A 19878-nucleotide genomic window follows, 5' to 3' on the forward strand; every position below is an offset into this window, starting at 1 on the left:
GGCGACTTACGCTTCAGACTGATCAGGCAGATTGCGCCGCCGCAATGCGTGTGCGTGCAATCTGCTCGGCCACCTCATTTGTCGGCGCGTTCCGGCTCAGTGCTTCGTCGAGCACTTCGCCCAGCGTCTCGATGAGGACGTTCAGCTTGCCCATGACCCAGTTTCTCGAATAGGCACCGGAAATCTCCGCAGCCACATTGATGATGCCGCCGCCATTGATGACGTAATCTGGTGCATAGAGGATGCCCCGGTCACGGAGAGCGGCGTCCATTTCGGCGATGGAAAGCTGATTGTTCGCGCCGCCTGCAACGACTTTGGCTTTCAGACGCGGCAGCGTCTGCGGATTGATGACCGCGCCAAGCGCGTTCGGCGAGAAGATGTCGACATACTGATCATAGATCTCGTCTGTCGCGACGACCGTGGCCCCGGTACGCGCGCTGACATCTTTCAGCAATGCCTCATCAATGTCCGCAATGATGAGGGTCGCGCCCTCTTCCGCGAGATGATCGCAGAGATAACCGCCAACATGACCGACGCCCTGGACCGCAATGGTGCGCCCCGAGAGGTCATCTGTACCAAAAACGCGCTTTGCACTGGCCTTGATGCCGCGATAGACGCCAAGCGCGGTGATCGGCGATGGGTCGCCGCTCGCCGCATCGCCCTGGTCCAGTCCGGCGACGTATTTCGTCTGCGTCGCCACGATTTCCATGTCTTTCGGGCTGATCCCCACGTCTTCGGCGGTATAGTACGAACCGTTCAGTGAATTGATCGCACGACCGAACGCCTCGAACAGGGCCGGTGACTTGTCGGTTTTCGAATTGCCCCAGATAACGGCCTTGCCGCCGCCGAGCGGCAGGCCCGCCATGGCATTCTTGAAACTCATCCCCTTGGAGAGGCGCAGGGCATCGCGAAGCGCTTCTTCCCCGGTATCATAATTCCACATCCGGCATCCGCCCGCCGCTGGCCCAAGCGCCGTCGAATGCACCGCGATAATGGCTTTCAGGCCACTCGCCTTGTCTTCGAACATATGGACGCCTTCATGACCGTCGAAGGAAGGATGGTCGAACATGGCTGATCTCCTGAATGTCTCGCCACGGCCTTAGCGCGCTGGAATTGGCGGTCAACCGCTTCGCTCACCTGTCTGGAATGGCAGATACGCCCGACGGCAAGCTTGCAGAAGGATCTTGCATGAAAGCCCACATATCGGCGTAGACGATTTCAGCCTGAAGGTCTCTCAGCAGCATATGATACCCCTTGGGATAGTAGGCGGTACGCACATGTTCGGGCAGGCTCCGGATGGTCCGTTTCATGCCTGCTGGCGGGATGACAATGTCCTTGGCACCATAGGTCAGAAGCGTGGGCATCGATGCGGGCAGCTTTGGTGCGGCGGCATGCGCTTCCTCCATGAGGGCGACGACGCCGTAGACCTGATCAATCCGGTTGTCCGTCATGCGCAGTGGGTCTGCCATCATCCGGCGCAGCATCTCGATATTGTCCGAAGGCTCGATCTTGACCCCGCGCGGAGGCCGGACAACCCATCCTGGCCGCGAATGTGCAGAAAGCCAGAGGGCCCCGCGATAGAGCCAGTTCATGGCGCCCCAGCCGCGCAGACCCGGCCCGGACAGGATCAACCTGTCCACGCCTTCAGGCGGATTATCCGACCCGAACGCGGTCATCGTGACCGACCCGCCCATCGATATCCCGACCAGCGTTAGCGTCGCATCTGGATGACGCGCGCGCACCAGATCTACCGCAACGCGCAAATCCTTCCGCATCAGCTCCGGGTCAGGCCAGATGCCCCGCCCGATGGACCGGCCAAACCCTCGCTGGTCATAGGCATAGGTCTTCACACCGCGCGCGGCGAACCATGGCGCGGCCATGTGAAAGGCGTTGGCGTAGTCATTCATGCCATGAACGCCAAGAATGACGTGCTCGCGTTCGGCTGGCGCGGGCTCAGCGTCCCAGACTGTCAGGCCAAGCTCCGCCCCATCGAAACTGACAAAGGTCGAAAGCTCCGGCGCGAGGTCCGGCTGGACCTGCCCATCAGTCATGAGCGCCTCCTGCATGCGCGGTGTGGCGCAGGCTGAAACGGTAAGCAGGAGAACGAGGATCAGCCATCTCAAAGCAGGTCTCTCACTTTCTGGCGCAGCACAGGCAGGACATCTGCCGCAAACCACGGGTTCCTCTTCAGCCAGGCATTGTTGCGCCAGCTTGGATGGGGTGTCGGCAGGATACCGGCCTCCAGATGGGTACGCCAGCTACGAACTGTTTCGGTTAGCGTTCGCGAGGCGTCAGGTCCAAGGTGCCATTTCTGAGCATAGCCGCCGATGGCCAGAACCAGTTTGATATCTGGCAAGCGCTCCAGAAGTCCCGGCCGCCAGGTGGGCGCGCAGACTTTCATGGGCGGCAGGTCGCCGCCATTTTTGTCATAGCCTGGAAAGCAGAAGCCCATGGGCGCAATCACGACCCGGGACTCGTCATAAAATTCTTCTTCGCTGACACCCATCCATTCGCGCAGGCGCACGCCGGACGGGTCTGCAAATGGCCTGGATGAACGGTCGGCGAGGTTTCCCGGCGCCTGGCTCGCAATCAGGATGCGCGCCCCCTTTGCGGCTCTGACAATGGGGTTTGGCGAACGCTGCATCTGGCCTGCGCAGATCGTGCAGGCGCGTAATTGTTCAAGATAGGTGTTCAGCTCATCGTTCACTTGCGCCAAGATGGATAGGCAATAGCCCAAAGCAAGGACGAACGCGCATGTCAGACCCTGTAGACCTTGTCATCGATGCGAGGCCCAGAGACCTTGGCGGCGGCTTCAAGGTTCGCCGGGTGCTTCCCTTCCATAAGCGCAAACTGGTCGGGCCGTTTATCTTCTTCGATCATTTCGGACCTGTCGACTATCCGCCCGGCAAGGGCTTCGATGTGCGCGCCCATCCCCATATCGGTCTGGCAACCGTCACCTATCTTTTCGATGGCGCGATCCATCACAAGGACACCGTCGGCTCTGACATCACGATCAGGCCGGGCGCGGTCAACTGGATGGTCGCTGGCAAGGGCATCGTGCATTCGGAACGAACCCCTGACGCCGAACGCCAAACCGGCATGCGCATGCACGGCATCCAGACCTGGGTCGCTCTGCCAAAGACACATGAGGCCTGCGACCCCTACTTTACGCACCACCCGGCAGATACGCTACCGGAGTTTGACCTCGGCGGCGCGCGCGCCCGGCTTCTTGCCGGTAAAGCCTGGGGCCACCGCTCCCCTGTCGAGTTTCCATGGGGGATCTGGTACCTCGGCATTTCTGCGCCCGACGGCGCCGCTTTCGACGTTCCAGGCGACGCCGCAGATGAGCGCGCCATCTATGTCGCCGGAGGAACGGTCGAGATCGCGGGAAAGACCTATGGCGATGGCTGCATGATCATTCTTAAACCCGGCGAACGCGCTGAGATCACTGCCTCAGCGCACAGCCATCTGATGCTGGCCGGAGGTCAGACCATGGATGGACCACGCCTGATCGACTGGAATTTCGTCGCCAGCCGCCGCGAGCTTATCGATGAGGCACGTGCCGACTGGACGCGCTCCATCGAAGAAAACTGGATTGGCACCCGGTTTGGCCTCCCCGATGGTGAAGAAGACTATATCGCTCTGCCCGGTCCTGGCTGACGCCGCGCGCATCGGCGCTGCGGGGTTTCTTGTGAGGCTTGCGCCGCTGTGTCACAACATGCAGCAACAGACCGATTCAGGAGACTTTTTATGAAGCGCACTTTCTGGCCAGCCATTTCGCTGCTCGCCCTGGCTGCCTGCTCTGACCCCGCCGCGACGAATGAAGACACAGTCGACACAGCGCCCGCAGACGAAGCCGCTGCAACTGAAGACATGGACGCAGATGCTTCATTCGAAAGCGCAGACCTGATCCTGCCGCTTCCGGACAACTCGTCGGCAGAGATCACCGCCGAAGATCTCGCCGTTCGTATCTCGACCCTTGCAGACGACGCCTATGAGGGCCGCGGCCCGGGCAGCGAAGCAGGCGAGAACGCTGCGCTCTGGATTGCCCGCGAGATGGAGCGCATCGGACTTGAGCCGGGCGGCGACAATGGCGGCTGGTTCCAGTCCGTTGGCATGGTCGAACAGACCCTGGACGAGAGCGTATCGGGGATCCGCGTCAACGGTCTCTCCTCCGGTGAGCCTATGGAGCTTACGCTGAAGGAAGACGCTGTTCTCTGGACCAAGCATCAGGACGAAACAGAACTCGCCTTCGACGATTCCGAACTGGTGTTCGTCGGCTATGGCGTCGTTGCCCCCGAATATGACTGGAACGACTATGAGGGCCTCGATGTCGACGGCAAGACGGTCGTCATGCTGGTCAATGATCCGGGGTTTGCGCGCGGCACAGATGACCTCTTCAATGGCAAGGCCATGACCTATTATGGCCGCTGGACCTACAAGTTCGAAGAAGCCGCCCGTCAGGGCGCAACCGGCGCGATCATCATTCACGAGACCGAGCCGGCCTCCTATCCGTGGGAAGTCGTGCGCAATTCCTGGTCTGGCGCGCAAGCCGATCTCGTCCGCGGCGATGGCGGTTCCAGCCGCACCACATTCGAGTCCTGGATCAGCCGCGATGTCGCTGAAACCCTCTTCGCTGATGCTGGCATGGACCTGGAGGAAATGAAGTCCGCCGCCATGGAGCCAGGCTTCGAGCCGGTCGACATGGGGGACCTCACAGTGTCCGGCAACATCGTTCAGACCGTCGATACCATGGAGTCGCGCAATGTGATCGGCATGCTTCCGGGCACCGAACGCCCTGAGGAATATGTTCTCTACACCGCACACTGGGATCACCTCGGCAAGAAAACCGAAGAACGCACTGGCGCGCCAACCGAAGATTTCTACCAGGACGAAATCTTCAACGGTGCCGTGGACAATGCGACCGGCTCCGCAGCGCTTCTGGATATCGCCGAAGCCATGGCCGCAGGTGAGCATCCGCGCTCTGGTCTCTTTGTCTCCGTGACACTCGAGGAATCCGGCCTTCTCGGCTCTGCCTATTATGCCGACAATCCAACCGTGCCGCTCAACCAGATCGTCGCCGGGATCAATATGGACGGTATGCTACCTGTGGGACGCACCAAGGAAATGGTCGTCGTTGGCTATGGGGCTTCTGAACTGGAAGACATCCTCGAAGCCAAGCTCGAAGCCCAGGACCGCGTCGTAGAGCCGGATCCGCGTCCGGAAGCCGGTTCTTTCTACCGCTCTGACCACATTTCCTTCGCCAAGAAGGGCGTGCCGATGCTTTACGCTGATGGCGGCATCGACAAGCGCGATGGCGGCGTGGCTGCAGGCCGTGCAGCTGCCGACACCTACACCGCGCAGCGCTACCACAAGCCGATGGATGAGTACTCCGAAGACTGGAACCTTGAAGGCATGGTGGAAGATGTCACCGCGCTCTACGAGGTCGGACTTGAAATCATCAATTCCGACCAGTGGCCGACCTGGTATGAAGGCAATGAGTTCGAGGCCGCCCGCGAGGCCTCGCTCGCAGAAGCTGACGGCGAGTAGACCTTGCTTTCCTACCAGCATGGCTATCATGCCGGAAACAGGGCTGACGTGTTCAAGCACGCAGTCCTGTTTTCAATTCTCCAGATCGCTGCTCAGGCCCAGCATGACTGGCTCTATCTGGAGACCCATTCGGCTGCCGGCACTTATGATCTGAATGACAAGCTTGCCCGCAAGACGGCGGAGGCAGATGAAGGCGTGCTTCGTCTTCTGAAGTCTCCTCCATCAGGCTCCGACGCGCTCAAGGCCTGGCTGGAGTTTACGGGCGCCGCCGGGCCGCAGGCCTATCCGGGATCGCCGAAGATCGCCCTGCAATGTCTGCGTGAGCGCGATCGCATGATCTTCTTTGAGAAGCACCCAGCCGAAATCGAGAAGCTGAAGACGGCGATTGGCGGAGATGACCGCGCCCGCGCCCTCAAGGAAGACGGCTATAATGGCGCGCTGAAGCTTCAGCCCCGCCGCGGCGAACGCCTGCTGGTCTTCCTTGATCCAAGCTACGAAACCGAACGCGACATGGACCAGCTCGCAAGCTGGCTGCCACGCGCGATGAAACGCTGGCCAAAGGCGGCCTTTCTGGTCTGGATGCCGCTTTTCCTGGACGAGCGCGAACTGGAATTCGGCCAGTTCATCTCCAGCCTGGATTATGGCTTCGTTGCCGGCACGCGCTGGCAGGACACGAGCGGCAAGGATTCAGCGCTGGAGGGGTCTGCCATCATTGGTCTGCGTACCACGCCGGCCATGGCGCGTCCTGCCTATGAAATCGCTGAAACGCTGGATAGCTACTGGTAGTAGTTGCCGCCTCAGGCGACGTCACGGTCCGCAGGGCCGATCCATTCTTCCTCGTCATCACTGGCCATAGGGCGGTCAGACGGCCGACCGACAGCAGAAGGCGGCAGGCTCAGTATCGCGGTCGTGCCAACACCCACCCGAGACTTCAGGACGACATCCCCGGACATCAGCCTGGCGAGGTGCCGGCAAAGTGTCAGGCCAAGGCCCGTTCCACCATGTTCCCGGTCAAAGCTGCCGTCCGCCTGATAGAAAGCTTCGAAAACCTTCTCAAGCTTGCTTTCAGGAATACCGGGCCCGAAATCGCGAACGGCTATAAAAGGCGCCCCCTGTGCATCGAGACCTGCGCGAATAACCACTTTCTTGCCGGGCTCATTGAACCGGATTGCATTGCTGACCAGATTTATGAGAATCCGCTTCATGGCTGTTTCATCTGCGTGAAGCGTACGCAGCTTGGCCGAGACGCTGACGTCGAAGTCATCGACCGACGCCTGGTCTTCAAACCCTGCCGCCAGGGTGATCGTTTCACTCAGCAGAGCGCTCGTATCCAGGTCGACCGCGTGCACCGGCATCCGCTCAAGACCGACTTTCGAATAATCAATAATATCATTGATGAGCTTCAGGAGATGGGTACCGCTTGCGTGAATATTGTCGGCGTATTCACGCACATCATCAGGCGACAGCGCAATCTTCGACTCGCCCGTCATAAGCTTTGAAAAGCCGAGAATGATATTCATCGGCGTGCGAAGCTCATGGCTCATCGTTGAGAGGAAACGGCTCTTGGACTCGTCAGCCTCAACCGCTTCGCGCTGTGCTTCAATCAGCTCTCGCTCACGGGTCTTGAGGGCCGTAATATCAGTGTGCACAACGACGGCGCCGCCCTTGCCCGTGCTCCGGCTAGACCGCATCAGCCAGCGGCCGCTGTCGAGCAGAACAGGCATGCTGTCTTCACCGGGCGAAAACGTTGGCCGTTCACCGTCGAACCAGTCGCGGTGCCGGGCATTGGCAATCAACAGTTCGTTCCTGTCATCATAGAACGCAAAAGCGTCGTTGGACGACTCGATCGCATCGGCAAGGCGCTGGCGTGCGCGCTCGCTTTCGATGCTCTGATCGACCATTTCGAAGACGTGCTTGTAGTTTCGCAGACCGCCTATTATGAGCGCGGCCGTGAATGACAGCGCCAGCAGGGTGACTTCCAGCGCGAAGGGAGAGCCAAGAACAATATTGGCGCACAGCATCACCGGCACGCTGCCGAGCAGGAAGCGGCTGCCGACGCGCGCCACGGGCCCCAGGATGGAGACAGTGCCTGCGCTCATGCCCGCTATAACAACGCAGATGAACAGGTTTGCGAGGTCGTTGTCTGAGTAGAAGGCAACCGCAGAAGCCCCCCAGAATACGCCAAGCACAAGAGATGTAGCTTCTGCCTTGCGAAGCAGTTTTACCGAAACACGATTGAGCCCGCCCCGCTTCTTGATGCTATGAGCGCTAAGCGCCTGCATCGACGAAAAAAGGACCACGGGTGTAAACCAGAGGGCGACCCGCCAGGGCTCGACGTATTGCAGGAAGGCGATCGAATAGATCAGGCCATTCACGAAATTGATGACAGCCATTGGGATCAGCAGGCGGATCATCAGCCGCTGCATCTCCGCATAAACGCGTTCTTCCGACGCCGAGCTGGGCGCAGGCAGTTTCTTGAACAGGGTTTTGGCCCAGCTTGAGGCCTTCGGCGACTGATCCATCAGAACACCGAACTAGCAGAAGTGTCTTAACCATCGGCAAACTTGCTGTGATCAATGAAACACATCGCCCGCCATGTAATTGTGTGTGGAGAATCGCCGAAATAATTGCAAGATCAACACGAATGGCGCGGCTGTACCGTAGCCAAGCCCAGCCGATGGGAGCCATTATGGCGCAGCGAATAGCGATAGTCGGCGGTGGACCGGCCGGATTGAGCCTTGCCCGGCTTCTGCGTGAGCAGACGAATGCAACGATTACAGTATTCGAGGCTGCGCCGCGCCCGGGCGGCAAGTCCTTCTCATTTCTCCAGGGCGACGCCGTTGTTGAAATGGGAACGTGCTACACGACCCGCGCGCACAGGATCGTATTGGCGTGGATGAAAGAGACAGGCATTAACCTTAAACCTCTGCGCGAACAGAGCTTCGATGGCGAAGACTTTCTCGACTATGTCAAACGCGGCGATGGCTCGGCCCTGCCTTTCCAGATTCTCAGCTTTCTTGCCGCCCGGCGCAGTCTCATGGCCCGGCTCAGCCGGACGCCGGTGTCGAAGGCCACCAGACAGGAAGCCGCCCAGACTACCGCAGACTGGCTGCGCGCGCGCAATCTGCACAAGATCGAGCGCTTCATGTATCGATCCATGACCAATCTCGGCTACGGCTTCGTCGATGAAACACCCATCGTTCAGGCCATGCGCTGGAACGATTTCGACCTCATCCTGACGGGCTTGTTGAAACAGCTCAAAATGCCCGTGGAAGGCTGGACGGCATTCTGGGAACGGATCGCGAAGGCGCTGGATGTGCGCACCAACACACCCATTGCGCACATTGAACGAAATGAAAGCGGGGCCAGGCTGACAACAGCCAGCGGAGACGTCTTCGAAGCCGACCAGCTTGTCTGTGCGATCGCGATCGATGATTTCGCGAAACTGCTGGATGTGCCCCTCCCCGAAGAGGAATTTGCCGCCAGCGCCATGGACTGGAACGGCTACACCACAACGCTTGTTGCGACGCCTGAAAAGTTCACCGACATGGATGTCACCGCCTGGAGCCGCGCCCTCGTTCCCGGAGCCCGGACAGGCCAGATGATGTCGGCGCGCTATGATGGGTATGAGCCAGACCTTGGCGGGCATCTCTACCTCACGGGCCAGCTCAGCGGCGCCTATAGCGATGACGAGCTGGAAGAGCTGTTGCGCGAGGAGATCACCCGCGAGGGCGGCGAGGTCACCAACATCATCCTGCAGCGCACGTGGAAGTATTTTGCGCGCTACAAGTCAGAGGCGGTGCGGGAAGGGCTGCTGACACGGCTGGAAGAGATGCAGGGACAGCGAGCAACCTGGTACACAGGTTCGGCTTTTTCCCACGAGGCGGTGTCCAATATCGTGAATTTCAACGCCGGTCTGGCGCGCAAGATGCAAGCAGCGATGTAATCCTGTTTAATCGGCACACCTAATGAACCTTTTCTTCCGGCTATTCATGGTTTTCATCAGGGCCTCCCTGGCGAAACCGCACCTCAGCCTTTTCGATACGACCCGCATCCAGTCCCGCGTCATGCTCACCGATCAGGACATGTTCGCGCACATGACCAATAGCCGCTATTTCTCGTTCAGCGATCTTGGCGTCATCAACTATATCGTGCGCACAGGCACGTGGACAAAACTCAGAAAGCGCGGATGGTTTCCGGTCGTCTGCGCTGAGTCAGTTGCGTTCTCGCGCCCGCTCAGCTGGCGAGAGCGGTTTGAGATAAAGACACATCTGGTCGGCTGGACCGACACCTATATGTGCCTCCAGCATGACTTCATTCACAAGGGCAAGCCGACCGCGACGGTGCGGATCATCTCCCGCTTTGCCAGCCGCAAGCGCGAGCGTGTCACGATGCAGGATGTGGTAACCTATCTCGGCGTCGAACGAACGTCCCCGCCCCTGCCCGACGCTTTTCAGGCAATGATCGCAGATGTCGAGGCCGTGCGGAGCCTGCGCACCGAATAGGGTCTGCGTGACCAGTCCGCGCAGACTATGATCAGCGTTGGTGGCAGGTCGCGCTCAGCTATATGGGTGAGACCAGATCTGGACTTGTAAGGAGAAGACCATGCACATACTGGCCCTCGCCGCACTCGGTCTCGCCATTGGCTGCATGATCGCAGCCTACCGGGCCTGGCGTCGTCGCCGCTGATGTATGGATGGTGGGCGGTAACGGGCTCGAACCGCTGACCCTCTCGGTGTAAACGAGATGCTCTACCAACTGAGCTAACCGCCCCCGCCAGACATTTGCTTCAGCCTGCCCCGAAATGCAAGACGGCCCCTGCGCCTAAGTACAGGGGCCGTCTCTCAAAAGGTCGTGTTGGCCGGTTTAGTGGCGAACGGCAGCGTCGCCATCACCTTCCGACGACTTGCCGGCTAGCGTTGCCTGCAGCGCAGCTTCGTCGGCGTCAGACCATTCGATCTCCGACACTGGCCGCACCAGCGCATGAGAGAACACCTCATTGATATCGGTGACCGGAATGACTTTCAGGCCTTCCTTCACGATATCCGGGATCTCAGCGAGATCCTTCTCGTTCTCCTGCGGGATAAGCACCGTCTTGATGCCGCCACGAAGTGCAGCAAGGAGCTTTTCCTTCAGGCCGCCGATCGGCAGCACGCGGCCGCGCAGCGAGATCTCACCTGTCATCGCCACATCGCGGCGCACCGGGTTACCGGTCAGCAACGACACGATGGCTGTGGTCATTGCGGCACCCGCTGACGGGCCATCCTTTGGCGTCGCCCCATCCGGCACGTGGACGTGAATGTCGGTCGTGTTGAACTGGCTCGGCTTGATGCCGACCATGACCGCACGGGACCGGACAAGCGAGCTTGCCGCCTGGATCGATTCCTTCATGACATCGCGGAGGTTACCCGTGACCTTCATCATGCCGCGACCCGGCATCTTGACCGCTTCGATGGTCAAAAGGTCGCCGCCTGTTTCCGTCCAGGCAAGTCCTGTGACCGCACCGATCTGGTCTTCCTCGTCGGCAAGCCCATAGCGGACTTTCCGCACACCGGAAAACTCAGAGAGGTTCTCGCTGGTCACCGTGATGACTGTCTTGTCGCTCTGCGAGATCTGGCGCACCGCCTTGCGGGCAAGCTTTGCCAGCTCACGCTCGAGGTTCCGGACACCGGCCTCGCGCGTGTAATAGCGGACCAGATCGCGGATCGCCTCATCTTCGACCTGCCACTCGCTCTCTGCGAGCCCGTGATCCTTGAGGATCTTCGGGAAGAGGTGACGCTTGGCGATCTCGATCTTCTCTTCCTCGGTGTAACCCGCAATGCGGATCACTTCCATACGGTCGAGAAGCGGCTGTGGCATGTTGAGCGAGTTCGCCGTGGTGACGAACATCACATCAGACAGGTCATAGTCGACTTCCAGATAATGGTCGTTGAAGGTCGAGTTCTGCGCCGGGTCGAGCACTTCGAGAAGCGCAGACGCCGGATCGCCGCGATGGTCCATGCCCATCTTGTCGATCTCGTCCAGCAGGAAGAGCGGATTGCCGGTCTTGGCCTTCTTCATCGACTGGATGATCCGGCCCGGCATGGAGCCGATATAGGTCCGGCGGTGACCGCGGATCTCGCTCTCGTCACGCACGCCGCCCAGTGAGACGCGAACAAATTCGCGGCCCGTGGCTTCGGCAATCGAGCGGCCGAGCGATGTCTTGCCGACGCCTGGAGGGCCGACGAGGCAGAGGATCGGGCCTTTGAGCTTCTTGGTCCGCTTCTGCACGGCCAGATACTCGATGATCCGTTCCTTGACCTTTTCAAGGCCGTAATGGTCCTCATCAAGCTGCTCTTCAGCCTTGGTGAGATCGGTCGAAATATCGGTACGCTTGCCCCATGGCAGGGCGACCAGCCAGTCCAGATAATTGCGCACGACCGTCGACTCTGCTGACATCGGGCTCATCTGGCGCAGCTTCTTCATCTCCTGGTCGGCCTTGGTGCGGGCCTCTTCGGAAAGCGGTGTTTCGCGCAGCTTGTCTTCAAGCTCGGAGACCTCGTCGCGCTCGCCTTCGGGGGAATCGCCAAGTTCGCGCTGAATGGCTTTCATCTGCTCATTCAGATAATACTCACGCTGGGTCTTCTCCATCTGACGCTTGACGCGGTTTTTGATCTTCCGCTCCATCTGCATCATGCCCATCTCGCCCTCCATGAGAGCGAAGACCTTTTCGAGACGCTCGCGAGCGTTCGTCAGTTCGAGCAGTTCCTGCTTGTCGGAGAGTTTGACCTGCAGCTGCGAGGCGACCGCATCGGCCAGCTTTCCGGACTCCGTGATCTGCGACACCGTCGCCACCGATTCCGGCGGGATCTTGCGGTTGAGTTTGGCATAGTTCTCGAACTGGTCGATCACAGCGCGGGCCAGAGCCTGCACCTCACCCGTGTCGCCCTCTTCCGGCTCGACGAGTTCGACCTCGGCATCGAAATAGGAGTCACGGTCGTTGAAGGCCGTGATGCGGGCGCGCGAAGAGCCTTCGACAAGCACTTTCACCGTGCCGTCTGGCAGCTTCAGGAGCTGAAGGATCGTCGCAACGGTCCCGAGCGCATGTACATCATCGCCCGTAGGCTCGTCGGTCGACGGGTCCTTCTGGGCAACGAGCATGATCTCGTTCTCGCCTTCATCCACCATTTCGAGGGCAGCAACGGACTTGTCACGGCCAACGAAAAGCGGCGCCACCATATCGGGAAAAACCACGATATCGCGGAGCGGCAGTACTGGGAGGGTTTTTTTGGGCATTCAAGCCTCCTCTAGATTATCTGGATCCTGCTCAGCAGCAATCCGGCCGGACCTCGTTTACTGTTCGACGATTCCGGCTTCCTGAGGAAGATGTGGAGACAAAAGCGGCCTGTTCAAGCTGTCTCGAACAGGCCGATCTGACGCATTTCCTGTGGGTAGCCTTACGAGGCTTCGTTTGGCTTGGCCTGTTTGGCGTGAACATAGAGCGGCGCGGCATGGCCTTCGACCACTTCACCGTTCACAACGACCTCTTCGACGCCGCGAAGCGTGGGCAGCTCGAACATCGTGTCGAGCAGGATCCCTTCCATAATGGAGCGCAGGCCACGTGCACCCGTCTTGCGGGCAATTGCCTTGCGGGCCACCGCTGTCAGGGCTTCCTCGGTAAAGGTCAGCTCGACATCTTCCATGTCGAAGAGACGCTGATACTGCTTCAGCAGCGCGTTCTTCGGCTGGGTCAGGATCTCAATCAGGGCTGGCTCATCGAGGTCTTCCAGCGTCGCAATGACAGGAAGACGGCCGATGAATTCCGGGATCAGGCCATAACGCTGAAGGTCTTCTGGCTCTGTGTCGCGAAGCACTTCGCCAACACCGCGCGCGTCAGGATCCTTCACATCGGCGCCGAAGCCCATGCGGGTACCGTCGCCGCGCGAGGTAATGATCTTGTCGAGGCCGGCAAACGCGCCGCCAACGATGAACAGGATGTTCGTCGTGTCGACCTGCAGGAATTCCTGCTGCGGATGCTTGCGCCCGCCTTGCGGTGGCACAGCCGCGACCGTGCCTTCCATGATCTTCAGAAGCGCTTGCTGGACACCCTCACCCGACACATCGCGGGTTATGGACGGATTGTCCGACTTGCGCGAAATCTTGTCGATCTCATCAATATAGACAATGCCGCGCTGCGCCCGCTCGACGTTATAGTCGGCAGACTGCAACAGCTTAAGCACGATATTCTCGACATCTTCGCCGACATAACCGGCTTCGGTCAGTGTCGTGGCGTCTGCCATGGTAAATGGCACGTCCAGGATACGCGCAAGCGTCTGCGCTAGCAGCGTCTTGCCGCAACCGGTCGGGCCAACCAGCAGGATGTTCGATTTCGACAGCTCGACGCCGTCAGAAGACGAGGCATGCGAGAGGCGTTTGTAATGATTGTGAACCGCGACCGACAGGATGCGCTTGGCGTATTTCTGGCCAATCACATAATCGTCGAGCACATCGCAGATATCCCGCGGGCTCGGCACGCCTTCCTTCGACTTGAAGCCTGCCGCCTTGCTCTCCTCACGGATGATATCCATGCAGAGCTCGACGCATTCGTCGCAAATGAAGACGGTCGGGCCGGCAATCAGTTTTTTAACTTCATGCTGGCTCTTTCCGCAGAAGGAGCAATAGAGCGTATTCTTGGAATCGCCGGAGCCGGTTTGCTTGGTCATGGCTTCCTCTTAGCTTGGGAGCCTTTAACGCACGATTTATTCCGCGCGAAAATCCCTCTAGACAATGATCTTATTTCGTGGGCCGTGCAGCGCAAGCCTCAAGCACATGAGGTGCCTACTACTTTTTGTCTTCGTCCTTGCGGCGCTCATAGACCTGATCGACAAGGCCAAATTCGCACGCCTCTTCAGCCGTCATGAACGTATCGCGATCCAGCTTGCGCTCGATCGTCTCATAGTCCTGGCCGGTGTGGCGAACATAGATGTTGTTGAGGCGGCGCTTCAGCTCGAGGATTTCCTCGGCATGGCGCTCAATGTCGGTTGCCACGCCGCGATAGCCGCCGGATGGCTGGTGCACCATGACGCGCGCATTCGGCAGCGCGAAACGCATGCCCTTTTCACCTGCAGCAAGCAGGAGCGAGCCCATGCTCGCGGCCTGACCAATACACATGGTCGAGATCGGGCAGCGGACGTATTGCATCGTGTCATAGATCGCAAGACCGGAGGAGACGTATCCTCCGGGGCTGTTGATATACATCGAGATGTCTTTTTTCGGGCTCTCGGACTCAAGGAAGAGAAGCTGCGAGGTGATCAGCGCGGCCATGCCATCGTCGATCCCGCCCGTCACGAAGATGATCCGCTCCTTCAGAAGCCTCGAGAAGATATCGAAGGCCCGTTCGCCGCGGCTTGTCTGTTCGACAACCATGGGGACGAGATTGAGAGCGGTGTTGAATGGGTCGGTGTTCATATAACGCGGTCCAGCCTGCCTGTAGTCGTTCGTGAAATCTGGACCTTGTGGTCGCAGACACTTCCATATTTGTCTACTGCACTCTGCACGCAAGCCCCCTGCGAAACTGTAAACAGTGGTGAGGTTTGAAAAAGAAGATGCCGGGACATCGCTGCCCCGGCATCATGAATGCGCTACGCGGCCAGCTTAGACCTTGTAATACATGTCGAATTCGACCGGATGCGGATGAAGCTGAAGACGCTCCACCTCTTCCATCTTGAGGCCGATATAGGCGTCAATCTGGTCATCATCGAACACATTGCCTTTCTTGAGGAAGTCACGATCAGCATCGAGGTTCTCAAGCGCTTCACGCAGCGAGCCGCAAACCTGCGGGATCGATTTGGCTTCTTCTGGCGGCAGGTCGTAGAGATCCTTGTCCATGGCTTCGCCCGGATGGATCTTGTTTTCGATCCCGTCGAGGCCAGCCATAAGCAGCGCCGAGAAGGCAAGGTATGGGTTGGCGGTCGGATCCGGGAAACGGGTCTCGATACGCTTTGCCTTCGGGCTGGAGCCGAACGGGATCCGGATGGAGGCAGAGCGGTTGCGGGCCGAATAGGCCAGCATGACTGGGGCTTCAAAGCCTGGCACCAGACGCTTGTAGGAATTGGTCGACGCGTTGGTAAGCGCGTTCAGCGCCTTGGCGTGCTTGATGATGCCGCCGATGTAGAACAGGCAGTTCTCGGAAAGACCGGCATATTCGTCGCCTGCAAAGGTCGGCTTGTCGCCGTCCCAGATGGACTGGTGAACGTGCATGCCAGAGCCATTGTCGTTGAAGTATGGCTTCGGCATGAAAGTCGCCGTCTTGCCATACTGCGCCGCCACATTGTGGATCACATATTTGTAGAGCTGTAGCCGGTCAGCCATCACGGTGAGCGTGGAGAATTTCAGACCAAGCTCATGCTGGGCTGGCGCAACCTCGTGGTGGTGCTTTTCAGGCTCCATGCCAAGCTCGCCCATGACAGCGAGCATTTCGGACCGCATGTCCTGCTCGGAGTCGATTGGCGGGACGGGGAAATAGCCGCCTTTGGTATGTGGGCGGTGCCCCATATTGCCGGTGGCGTATTCCTTGCCCGTATTGAACGGAAGTTCAGTGGAGTCGAACGAATACCCTGTATTGTGCGGGTCGGTGCTCCAGCGAACGTCATCAAAGACGAAGAATTCAGCTTCCGGACCAAAATACACAGTGGTGCCAACGCCAGCCTGCTTCACATAGGCTTCCGCTTTCTTCGCCGTGGTGCGCGGGTCGCGGCTGTATGGCTGCATCGTCGTCGGGTCGAGAACATCGCAGAAGACTGCCATTGTGGTCTGCTGAAAGAACGGGTCGATGATCGCTGCGCCCTGGTCCGGCATAAGCAGCATGTCGGACTCGTTGATCGTCTTCCAGCCTGCGACGGACGAGCCATCAAACATCTGGCCTTCTTCAAAGAAATCTTCACCGACCATACCCTTGTCGAAGGTCACGTGCTGCATCTTGCCACGTGGATCGGTAAAGCGGAGATCGACGAACTCGACGTCTTTCTCCTTCATCATTTTTACGAGATTTTCGGCCATTAAGCCCTCCTGTTAGATTTGTACTTGCGTGCCCGTTATATCTGGACGGGCAATTGTTCAGAGTGCGCCGTCGCCGGTCTCACCCGTACGAATGCGCACGGCTTCTGTCACGTCCGAAACAAAAATCTTGCCGTCGCCGATCTTTCCGGTCTGGGCAGCTTTGGTGATTGCATCAATCGCATTGGCAACGCTCGAATCAGAAACGACGAGTTCCAGCTTCAGCTTGGGCAGGAAGTCGACGACGTACTCTGCGCCGCGATAGAGCTCGGTATGACCGCGCTGGCGCCCGAAACCCTTCGCCTCAGTGACAGTCATCCCCTGCATGCCGACGCCGTGAAGCGCCTCTTTTACGTCATCGAGTTTGAACGGCTTGATAATCGCCTCAATTTTTTTCATCGCCTTCCCATATCCCTTCTCTGTAGGCAGTTGCGTCACCCCTATCAGGCTGCACGCTGCGGTCGATCTTTTCGGCAGCTCAAATCAGTGAAGCCAATTCACCCTGCCTATATTTTCAGCGCCACTGCCCAGAAATCGTTCGAAAGTCAGCAAAAAAAAGGTGACGCATGCGTCATTGTTTTTGTCGCTCGAGGTGTTATATTCGTGACAGTTACAATTGGCACCTATGGCATCCCATGAGTACGACCACATTCTACCTTGATCCTGCCCGACAAGCACCAAAGCTCCAGCCTTTGAAGGCCTGGCGGCACATGAAAAAGCTCATCGCCGACAAGGAAGACACCGAACAGGTCTTCGAGATCATCGAGGCGCTGAACGGAAAGTCCGCGCTTAAGGATTTTGAGCGGTTCATGGCAACGCCCGCAGGACAGGCGCAATTTCGCAAGCGGACTTTCCTCCCCCCGATCCTCGACAATCACGACCCGCTGCACGACCTGCCCGAGGGTAGCGTTGGCCGGACCTATGTTGAGTTCATGGAGCGTGAAGGGCTTTCAGCTGCGGGCCTCGTCGCCGAAAGCGAAAAGCGGCCCGGCAAATTGCGCGCACACGAAGACGACCTGCTCTGGTACGGCAATCGCCTGCGCGACACCCACGACATGTATCATATCCTGACTGGCTATGGTCGCGATGCGCTCGGCGAAGCGACCCTGCTCGGCTTTACACACAGCCAGCATGGCGGCGCCGGTGTCAGCTTCATCAGTTACATGGGCGGTCGCCAGGTCGCCAAGCGCGTGCCGCGCGAAGCGAACATCAAGGCTGTCATGAAGGAAGGCCGGCGCAACGGCAAACTCGCCAAACGCCTAATCGAGCAGGACATCGAAACCCTGCTTCCGCGCCCCCTCGATGAGGTTCGCGAAGAGCTGAACATCAATCTGCCGGTCGCCTATTATCATGCCCACGAGGTCATGCGCGCCCAGGGCATCGACCCCTATGCGGGCGAGCTCTAGCGACAAGCGACACCTTAGCCGGTTGTCCCGACATGAAATTCGATGGATGCTGACCTCTTTCGTGGCCAGCCACATCAATCGAACGATCCGGGACATCCAATGATCTATTTTGTCAGACACGGCGAAGCTGAAGCTGGCTGGGGCACCGCACCGGACCCCGGCCTTTCCGCGCTTGGCCTCCGGCAGGCTGAGGCCGTTGCTCAGCAGCTAGGCCAGCAACCTGTAAACCAGATCCTCGTCAGCCCCATGCGCCGGTGCCAGGAGACCTCAAGGCCGTTTGCCACTGAGTCGGGCCTCAAGGTCGCAACCGAACCTGCCGTGAGCGAAATCCCGACGCCGGAAGGTCTTGATGACCGCGTCGTCTGGCTGCGCGGCTTCATGGCAGGCACCTGGGACGCTGCCCCAGCCGTGGTCGCCGACTGGCGGGACACGCTGATCGGCAAGCTGGCTTCAATTGAAGACCAAACGGTGGTGTTCAGCCACTTCATCGCCATCAACACGATCGTTGGTCACCTGACCGGCAGCGATCTGGTCACCAGCTTCACACCGGGCCATTGCTCGGTCACGAAACTGGAGCGTGAGAACGACGTTCTTCGCGTGGTCGAAACCGGCAGCGAGGCGGCAACCAAAGTGCTGTGACACCAGCGGCTATTTTGAGACACCGCCGAAACACCGCCCAGACACCGTGACGACACCGTCCCGACGGCCAGTAAAGACCGAACTTTCCCACGGAAACTCCGCAAGCCCGATGACCTCCTCAGCGCCCGAAATCAATCATCCTGATCACTGGCTCAATGACTGGCCCTGGCCGTCTGATGACAGTCACAAGCACAAGCGCGGCGCGCTGGGCGTTGTCACCGGACCGGCCGCCTCGACAGGCGCTGCAAGGCTGGCTGCCCGCGCCGGGCTTCGCATTGGTGCCGGCCTCGTCACGCTCTTCTCACCGCCATCGGCAACACTGGTCAACGCCGCCCATGAGACCTCCGTCATGGTCAAGGCCTTCAACTCGGGCGACGCCCTCTCAACGCTTGCAACAAGTGCCGCCTGCGCACTGATCGGGCCGGCCGCTGGGGTCACCGATGCAACGCGCGAGAACACGCTGACCATATTGGCAAGAGCAGGCTCTGCCGTTCTGGATGCAGACGCCCTGACCGTCTTCAAGGACGCGCCCGAGGCTCTCTTTGATGCGATCGAACATCCTACAGTCATGACCCCGCATGACGGGGAGTTTGGGCGCATCTTTCCCGGCCTTCTGGACGATTACTCACGGCCCGAAGCCACCGCGATCGCTGCTGCCCGGTCCGGATCTATCGTGCTGCTTAAAGGCAATGAGACACTCATCGCCGCCCCCGATGGCCAGCTGATCGCCAATCGCCACGCCTCTCCATTTCTGGCAACGGCAGGCAGCGGAGATGTCCTGGCCGGCATGATTGGCGGCCTGATGGCGCAGGGGATGCCTGCCTTCAAAGCCGCCTGCGCTGCCGCATGGTGCCATGGCGAGGTCGCCCGGCGTCTCGGTCCTGGCCTCATTTCAGAAGACCTCCCAGATGCCCTGCCCGGCCTCCTCAAAGAGTTTTATGCAAGACGCGCTTGATAGGTCCGGGCCACGCAAGTAGGAGACCAGCTCTGGCGTTGGCCCACAAGCGGATGTGGCGGAATTGGTAGACGCACCAGATTTAGGTTCTGGCGCCGCGAGGCGTGGGGGTTCAAGTCCCTCCATCCGCACCAGCGTTAAAGGCCCCTTCTACGGGGTCCCAGCGCCATATGAGATTGCATCAGCGGCACGCATGGACAGTGCAGACACGCTGTGACATACACCGCCGCTTCTAGGAAAAATCAACGCCAAAGCCAGATGCCTCGGGGCTTAGACGGCACAAGGAATGACAAG

Annotated in this window: 17 protein-coding genes and 2 tRNA genes; 9 read left to right on the plus strand and 10 right to left on the minus strand. The window is 59.3% G+C overall.

The genetic code is table 11. The features are described 5' to 3' along the window. Positions 1 to 22 precede the first annotated feature (22 nt). From F550_RS0104355 to F550_RS0104365, 3 genes are all read right to left on the minus strand, one after another. The gene (locus F550_RS0104355; protein WP_018147309.1) at positions 23 to 1069 is read right to left on the minus strand and encodes a Glu/Leu/Phe/Val family dehydrogenase; all 1047 of its coding nucleotides are present in this window, start codon (positions 1067 to 1069) and stop codon (positions 23 to 25) included. Positions 1070 to 1133: 64 nt separating this feature from the next. Continuing rightward, positions 1134 to 2051, minus strand: a complete 918-nt coding sequence (locus tag F550_RS0104360) for an alpha/beta fold hydrolase (RefSeq protein WP_156807816.1) — start codon at positions 2049 to 2051, stop codon at positions 1134 to 1136. Between the two features lie 68 nt (positions 2052 to 2119). Then, on the minus strand, positions 2120 to 2716 hold the full coding sequence (locus F550_RS0104365; protein ID WP_018147311.1) for a uracil-DNA glycosylase family protein: 597 nt from the start codon (positions 2714 to 2716) through the stop codon (positions 2120 to 2122). A gap of 38 nt (positions 2717 to 2754) precedes the next feature. On the opposite strand from F550_RS0104365, the gene F550_RS0104370 reads away from it, so the two are divergent. The 3 genes from F550_RS0104370 to rlmJ all read left to right on the plus strand — a co-directional run bounded on the left by F550_RS0104370 (position 2755) and on the right by rlmJ (position 6336). After that, positions 2755 to 3660, plus strand: a complete 906-nt coding sequence (locus tag F550_RS0104370; RefSeq protein ID WP_018147312.1) for a pirin family protein — start codon at positions 2755 to 2757, stop codon at positions 3658 to 3660. A gap of 90 nt (positions 3661 to 3750) precedes the next feature. After that, a complete protein-coding gene (locus F550_RS0104375) occupies positions 3751 to 5550 on the plus strand; it encodes a M28 family metallopeptidase (RefSeq protein ID WP_018147313.1) in 1800 nt (599 codons plus the stop codon). Between the two features lie 3 nt (positions 5551 to 5553). Continuing rightward, a complete protein-coding gene (gene rlmJ, locus F550_RS16845) occupies positions 5554 to 6336 on the plus strand; it encodes a 23S rRNA (adenine(2030)-N(6))-methyltransferase RlmJ (protein ID WP_018147314.1) in 783 nt (260 codons plus the stop codon). An 11-nt stretch (positions 6337 to 6347) separates the two neighbouring features. Here rlmJ and F550_RS0104385 read toward each other — a convergent pair whose 3' ends face one another. After that, positions 6348 to 8072, minus strand: a complete 1725-nt coding sequence (locus tag F550_RS0104385) for a sensor histidine kinase (RefSeq protein WP_018147315.1) — start codon at positions 8070 to 8072, stop codon at positions 6348 to 6350. A 167-nt stretch (positions 8073 to 8239) separates the two neighbouring features. On the opposite strand from F550_RS0104385, the gene F550_RS0104390 reads away from it, so the two are divergent. Both F550_RS0104390 and F550_RS0104395 read left to right on the plus strand, forming a co-directional pair. Continuing rightward, positions 8240 to 9496, plus strand: a complete 1257-nt coding sequence (locus tag F550_RS0104390) for an FAD-dependent oxidoreductase (protein ID WP_169332242.1) — start codon at positions 8240 to 8242, stop codon at positions 9494 to 9496. A gap of 22 nt (positions 9497 to 9518) precedes the next feature. Beyond that, positions 9519 to 10055 carry a thioesterase family protein gene (locus F550_RS0104395; RefSeq protein WP_018147317.1) on the plus strand — a complete coding sequence of 179 codons (537 nt, stop codon included), beginning with the start codon at positions 9519 to 9521 and terminating at the stop codon, positions 10053 to 10055. A 192-nt stretch (positions 10056 to 10247) separates the two neighbouring features. Here F550_RS0104395 and F550_RS0104405 read toward each other — a convergent pair. The 6 genes from F550_RS0104405 to F550_RS0104430 all read right to left on the minus strand — a co-directional run bounded on the left by F550_RS0104405 (position 10248) and on the right by F550_RS0104430 (position 16983). Further along, positions 10248 to 10323, minus strand: a tRNA-Val gene (locus tag F550_RS0104405). A 93-nt stretch (positions 10324 to 10416) separates the two neighbouring features. Beyond that, the gene (gene lon / locus F550_RS0104410) at positions 10417 to 12825 is read right to left on the minus strand and encodes an endopeptidase La (protein WP_018147318.1); all 2409 of its coding nucleotides are present in this window, start codon (positions 12823 to 12825) and stop codon (positions 10417 to 10419) included. 161 nt (positions 12826 to 12986) lie between these two features. After that, positions 12987 to 14252 (minus strand): ATP-dependent Clp protease ATP-binding subunit ClpX, encoded by a 1266-nt coding sequence (gene clpX / locus F550_RS0104415; protein ID WP_018147319.1) that lies wholly within the window; start codon positions 14250 to 14252, stop codon positions 12987 to 12989. A 118-nt stretch (positions 14253 to 14370) separates the two neighbouring features. Continuing rightward, the gene (locus F550_RS0104420; RefSeq protein ID WP_018147320.1) at positions 14371 to 14997 is read right to left on the minus strand and encodes an ATP-dependent Clp protease proteolytic subunit; all 627 of its coding nucleotides are present in this window, start codon (positions 14995 to 14997) and stop codon (positions 14371 to 14373) included. Positions 14998 to 15183: 186 nt separating this feature from the next. Then, on the minus strand, positions 15184 to 16587 hold the full coding sequence (gene glnA, locus F550_RS0104425) for a type I glutamate--ammonia ligase (protein WP_018147321.1): 1404 nt from the start codon (positions 16585 to 16587) through the stop codon (positions 15184 to 15186). Between the two features lie 57 nt (positions 16588 to 16644). Then, positions 16645 to 16983: a P-II family nitrogen regulator gene (locus tag F550_RS0104430; protein ID WP_018147322.1), complete on the minus strand. Its 339-nt coding sequence runs from the start codon at positions 16981 to 16983 to the stop codon at positions 16645 to 16647. A 311-nt stretch (positions 16984 to 17294) separates the two neighbouring features. Here F550_RS0104430 and F550_RS0104435 point away from each other — a divergent pair, with 311 nt between their 5' ends. The 4 genes from F550_RS0104435 (at position 17295) to F550_RS0104450 (ending at position 19718) form a co-directional block, all read left to right on the plus strand. Next, positions 17295 to 17990, plus strand: coding sequence for a Coq4 family protein (locus tag F550_RS0104435; RefSeq protein WP_018147323.1), 696 nt, complete (start codon positions 17295 to 17297; stop codon positions 17988 to 17990). A gap of 99 nt (positions 17991 to 18089) precedes the next feature. Further along, the gene (locus tag F550_RS0104440; RefSeq protein ID WP_040500769.1) at positions 18090 to 18629 is read left to right on the plus strand and encodes a histidine phosphatase family protein; all 540 of its coding nucleotides are present in this window, start codon (positions 18090 to 18092) and stop codon (positions 18627 to 18629) included. Between the two features lie 109 nt (positions 18630 to 18738). Next, the gene (locus F550_RS16850) at positions 18739 to 19584 is read left to right on the plus strand and encodes an NAD(P)H-hydrate dehydratase (RefSeq protein ID WP_018147325.1); all 846 of its coding nucleotides are present in this window, start codon (positions 18739 to 18741) and stop codon (positions 19582 to 19584) included. 49 nt (positions 19585 to 19633) lie between these two features. Next, positions 19634 to 19718, plus strand: a tRNA-Leu gene (locus F550_RS0104450). Positions 19719 to 19878: the final 160 nt, after the last annotated feature.

The sequence above is a fragment of the Henriciella marina DSM 19595 genome, from assembly GCF_000376805.1.
Taxonomy (GTDB): Bacteria; Pseudomonadota; Alphaproteobacteria; order Caulobacterales; family Hyphomonadaceae; genus Henriciella; species Henriciella marina.

Coding starts and splice junctions, on each gene's coding strand:
- lon (WP_018147318.1), bottom strand. CDS start 12,825: ATGCCCAAAAAAACCCTCCCAGTACTGCCGCTCCGCGATATCGTGGTT.
- F550_RS0104440 (WP_040500769.1), top strand. CDS start 18,090: ATGATCTATTTTGTCAGACACGGCGAAGCTGAAGCTGGCTGGGGCACC.
- clpX (WP_018147319.1), bottom strand. CDS start 14,252: ATGACCAAGCAAACCGGCTCCGGCGATTCCAAGAATACGCTCTATTGC.
- glnA (WP_018147321.1), bottom strand. CDS start 16,587: ATGGCCGAAAATCTCGTAAAAATGATGAAGGAGAAAGACGTCGAGTTC.
- F550_RS0104435 (WP_018147323.1), top strand. CDS start 17,295: ATGAAAAAGCTCATCGCCGACAAGGAAGACACCGAACAGGTCTTCGAG.
- F550_RS0104355 (WP_018147309.1), bottom strand. CDS start 1,069: ATGTTCGACCATCCTTCCTTCGACGGTCATGAAGGCGTCCATATGTTC.
- F550_RS0104375 (WP_018147313.1), top strand. CDS start 3,751: ATGAAGCGCACTTTCTGGCCAGCCATTTCGCTGCTCGCCCTGGCTGCC.
- F550_RS0104420 (WP_018147320.1), bottom strand. CDS start 14,997: ATGAACACCGACCCATTCAACACCGCTCTCAATCTCGTCCCCATGGTT.
- F550_RS0104395 (WP_018147317.1), top strand. CDS start 9,519: ATGAACCTTTTCTTCCGGCTATTCATGGTTTTCATCAGGGCCTCCCTG.
- F550_RS0104430 (WP_018147322.1), bottom strand. CDS start 16,983: ATGAAAAAAATTGAGGCGATTATCAAGCCGTTCAAACTCGATGACGTA.
- F550_RS0104360 (WP_156807816.1), bottom strand. CDS start 2,051: ATGACTGATGGGCAGGTCCAGCCGGACCTCGCGCCGGAGCTTTCGACC.
- F550_RS16850 (WP_018147325.1), top strand. CDS start 18,739: ATGACCTCCTCAGCGCCCGAAATCAATCATCCTGATCACTGGCTCAAT.
- F550_RS0104385 (WP_018147315.1), bottom strand. CDS start 8,072: ATGGATCAGTCGCCGAAGGCCTCAAGCTGGGCCAAAACCCTGTTCAAG.
- F550_RS0104390 (WP_169332242.1), top strand. CDS start 8,240: ATGGCGCAGCGAATAGCGATAGTCGGCGGTGGACCGGCCGGATTGAGC.
- F550_RS0104370 (WP_018147312.1), top strand. CDS start 2,755: ATGTCAGACCCTGTAGACCTTGTCATCGATGCGAGGCCCAGAGACCTT.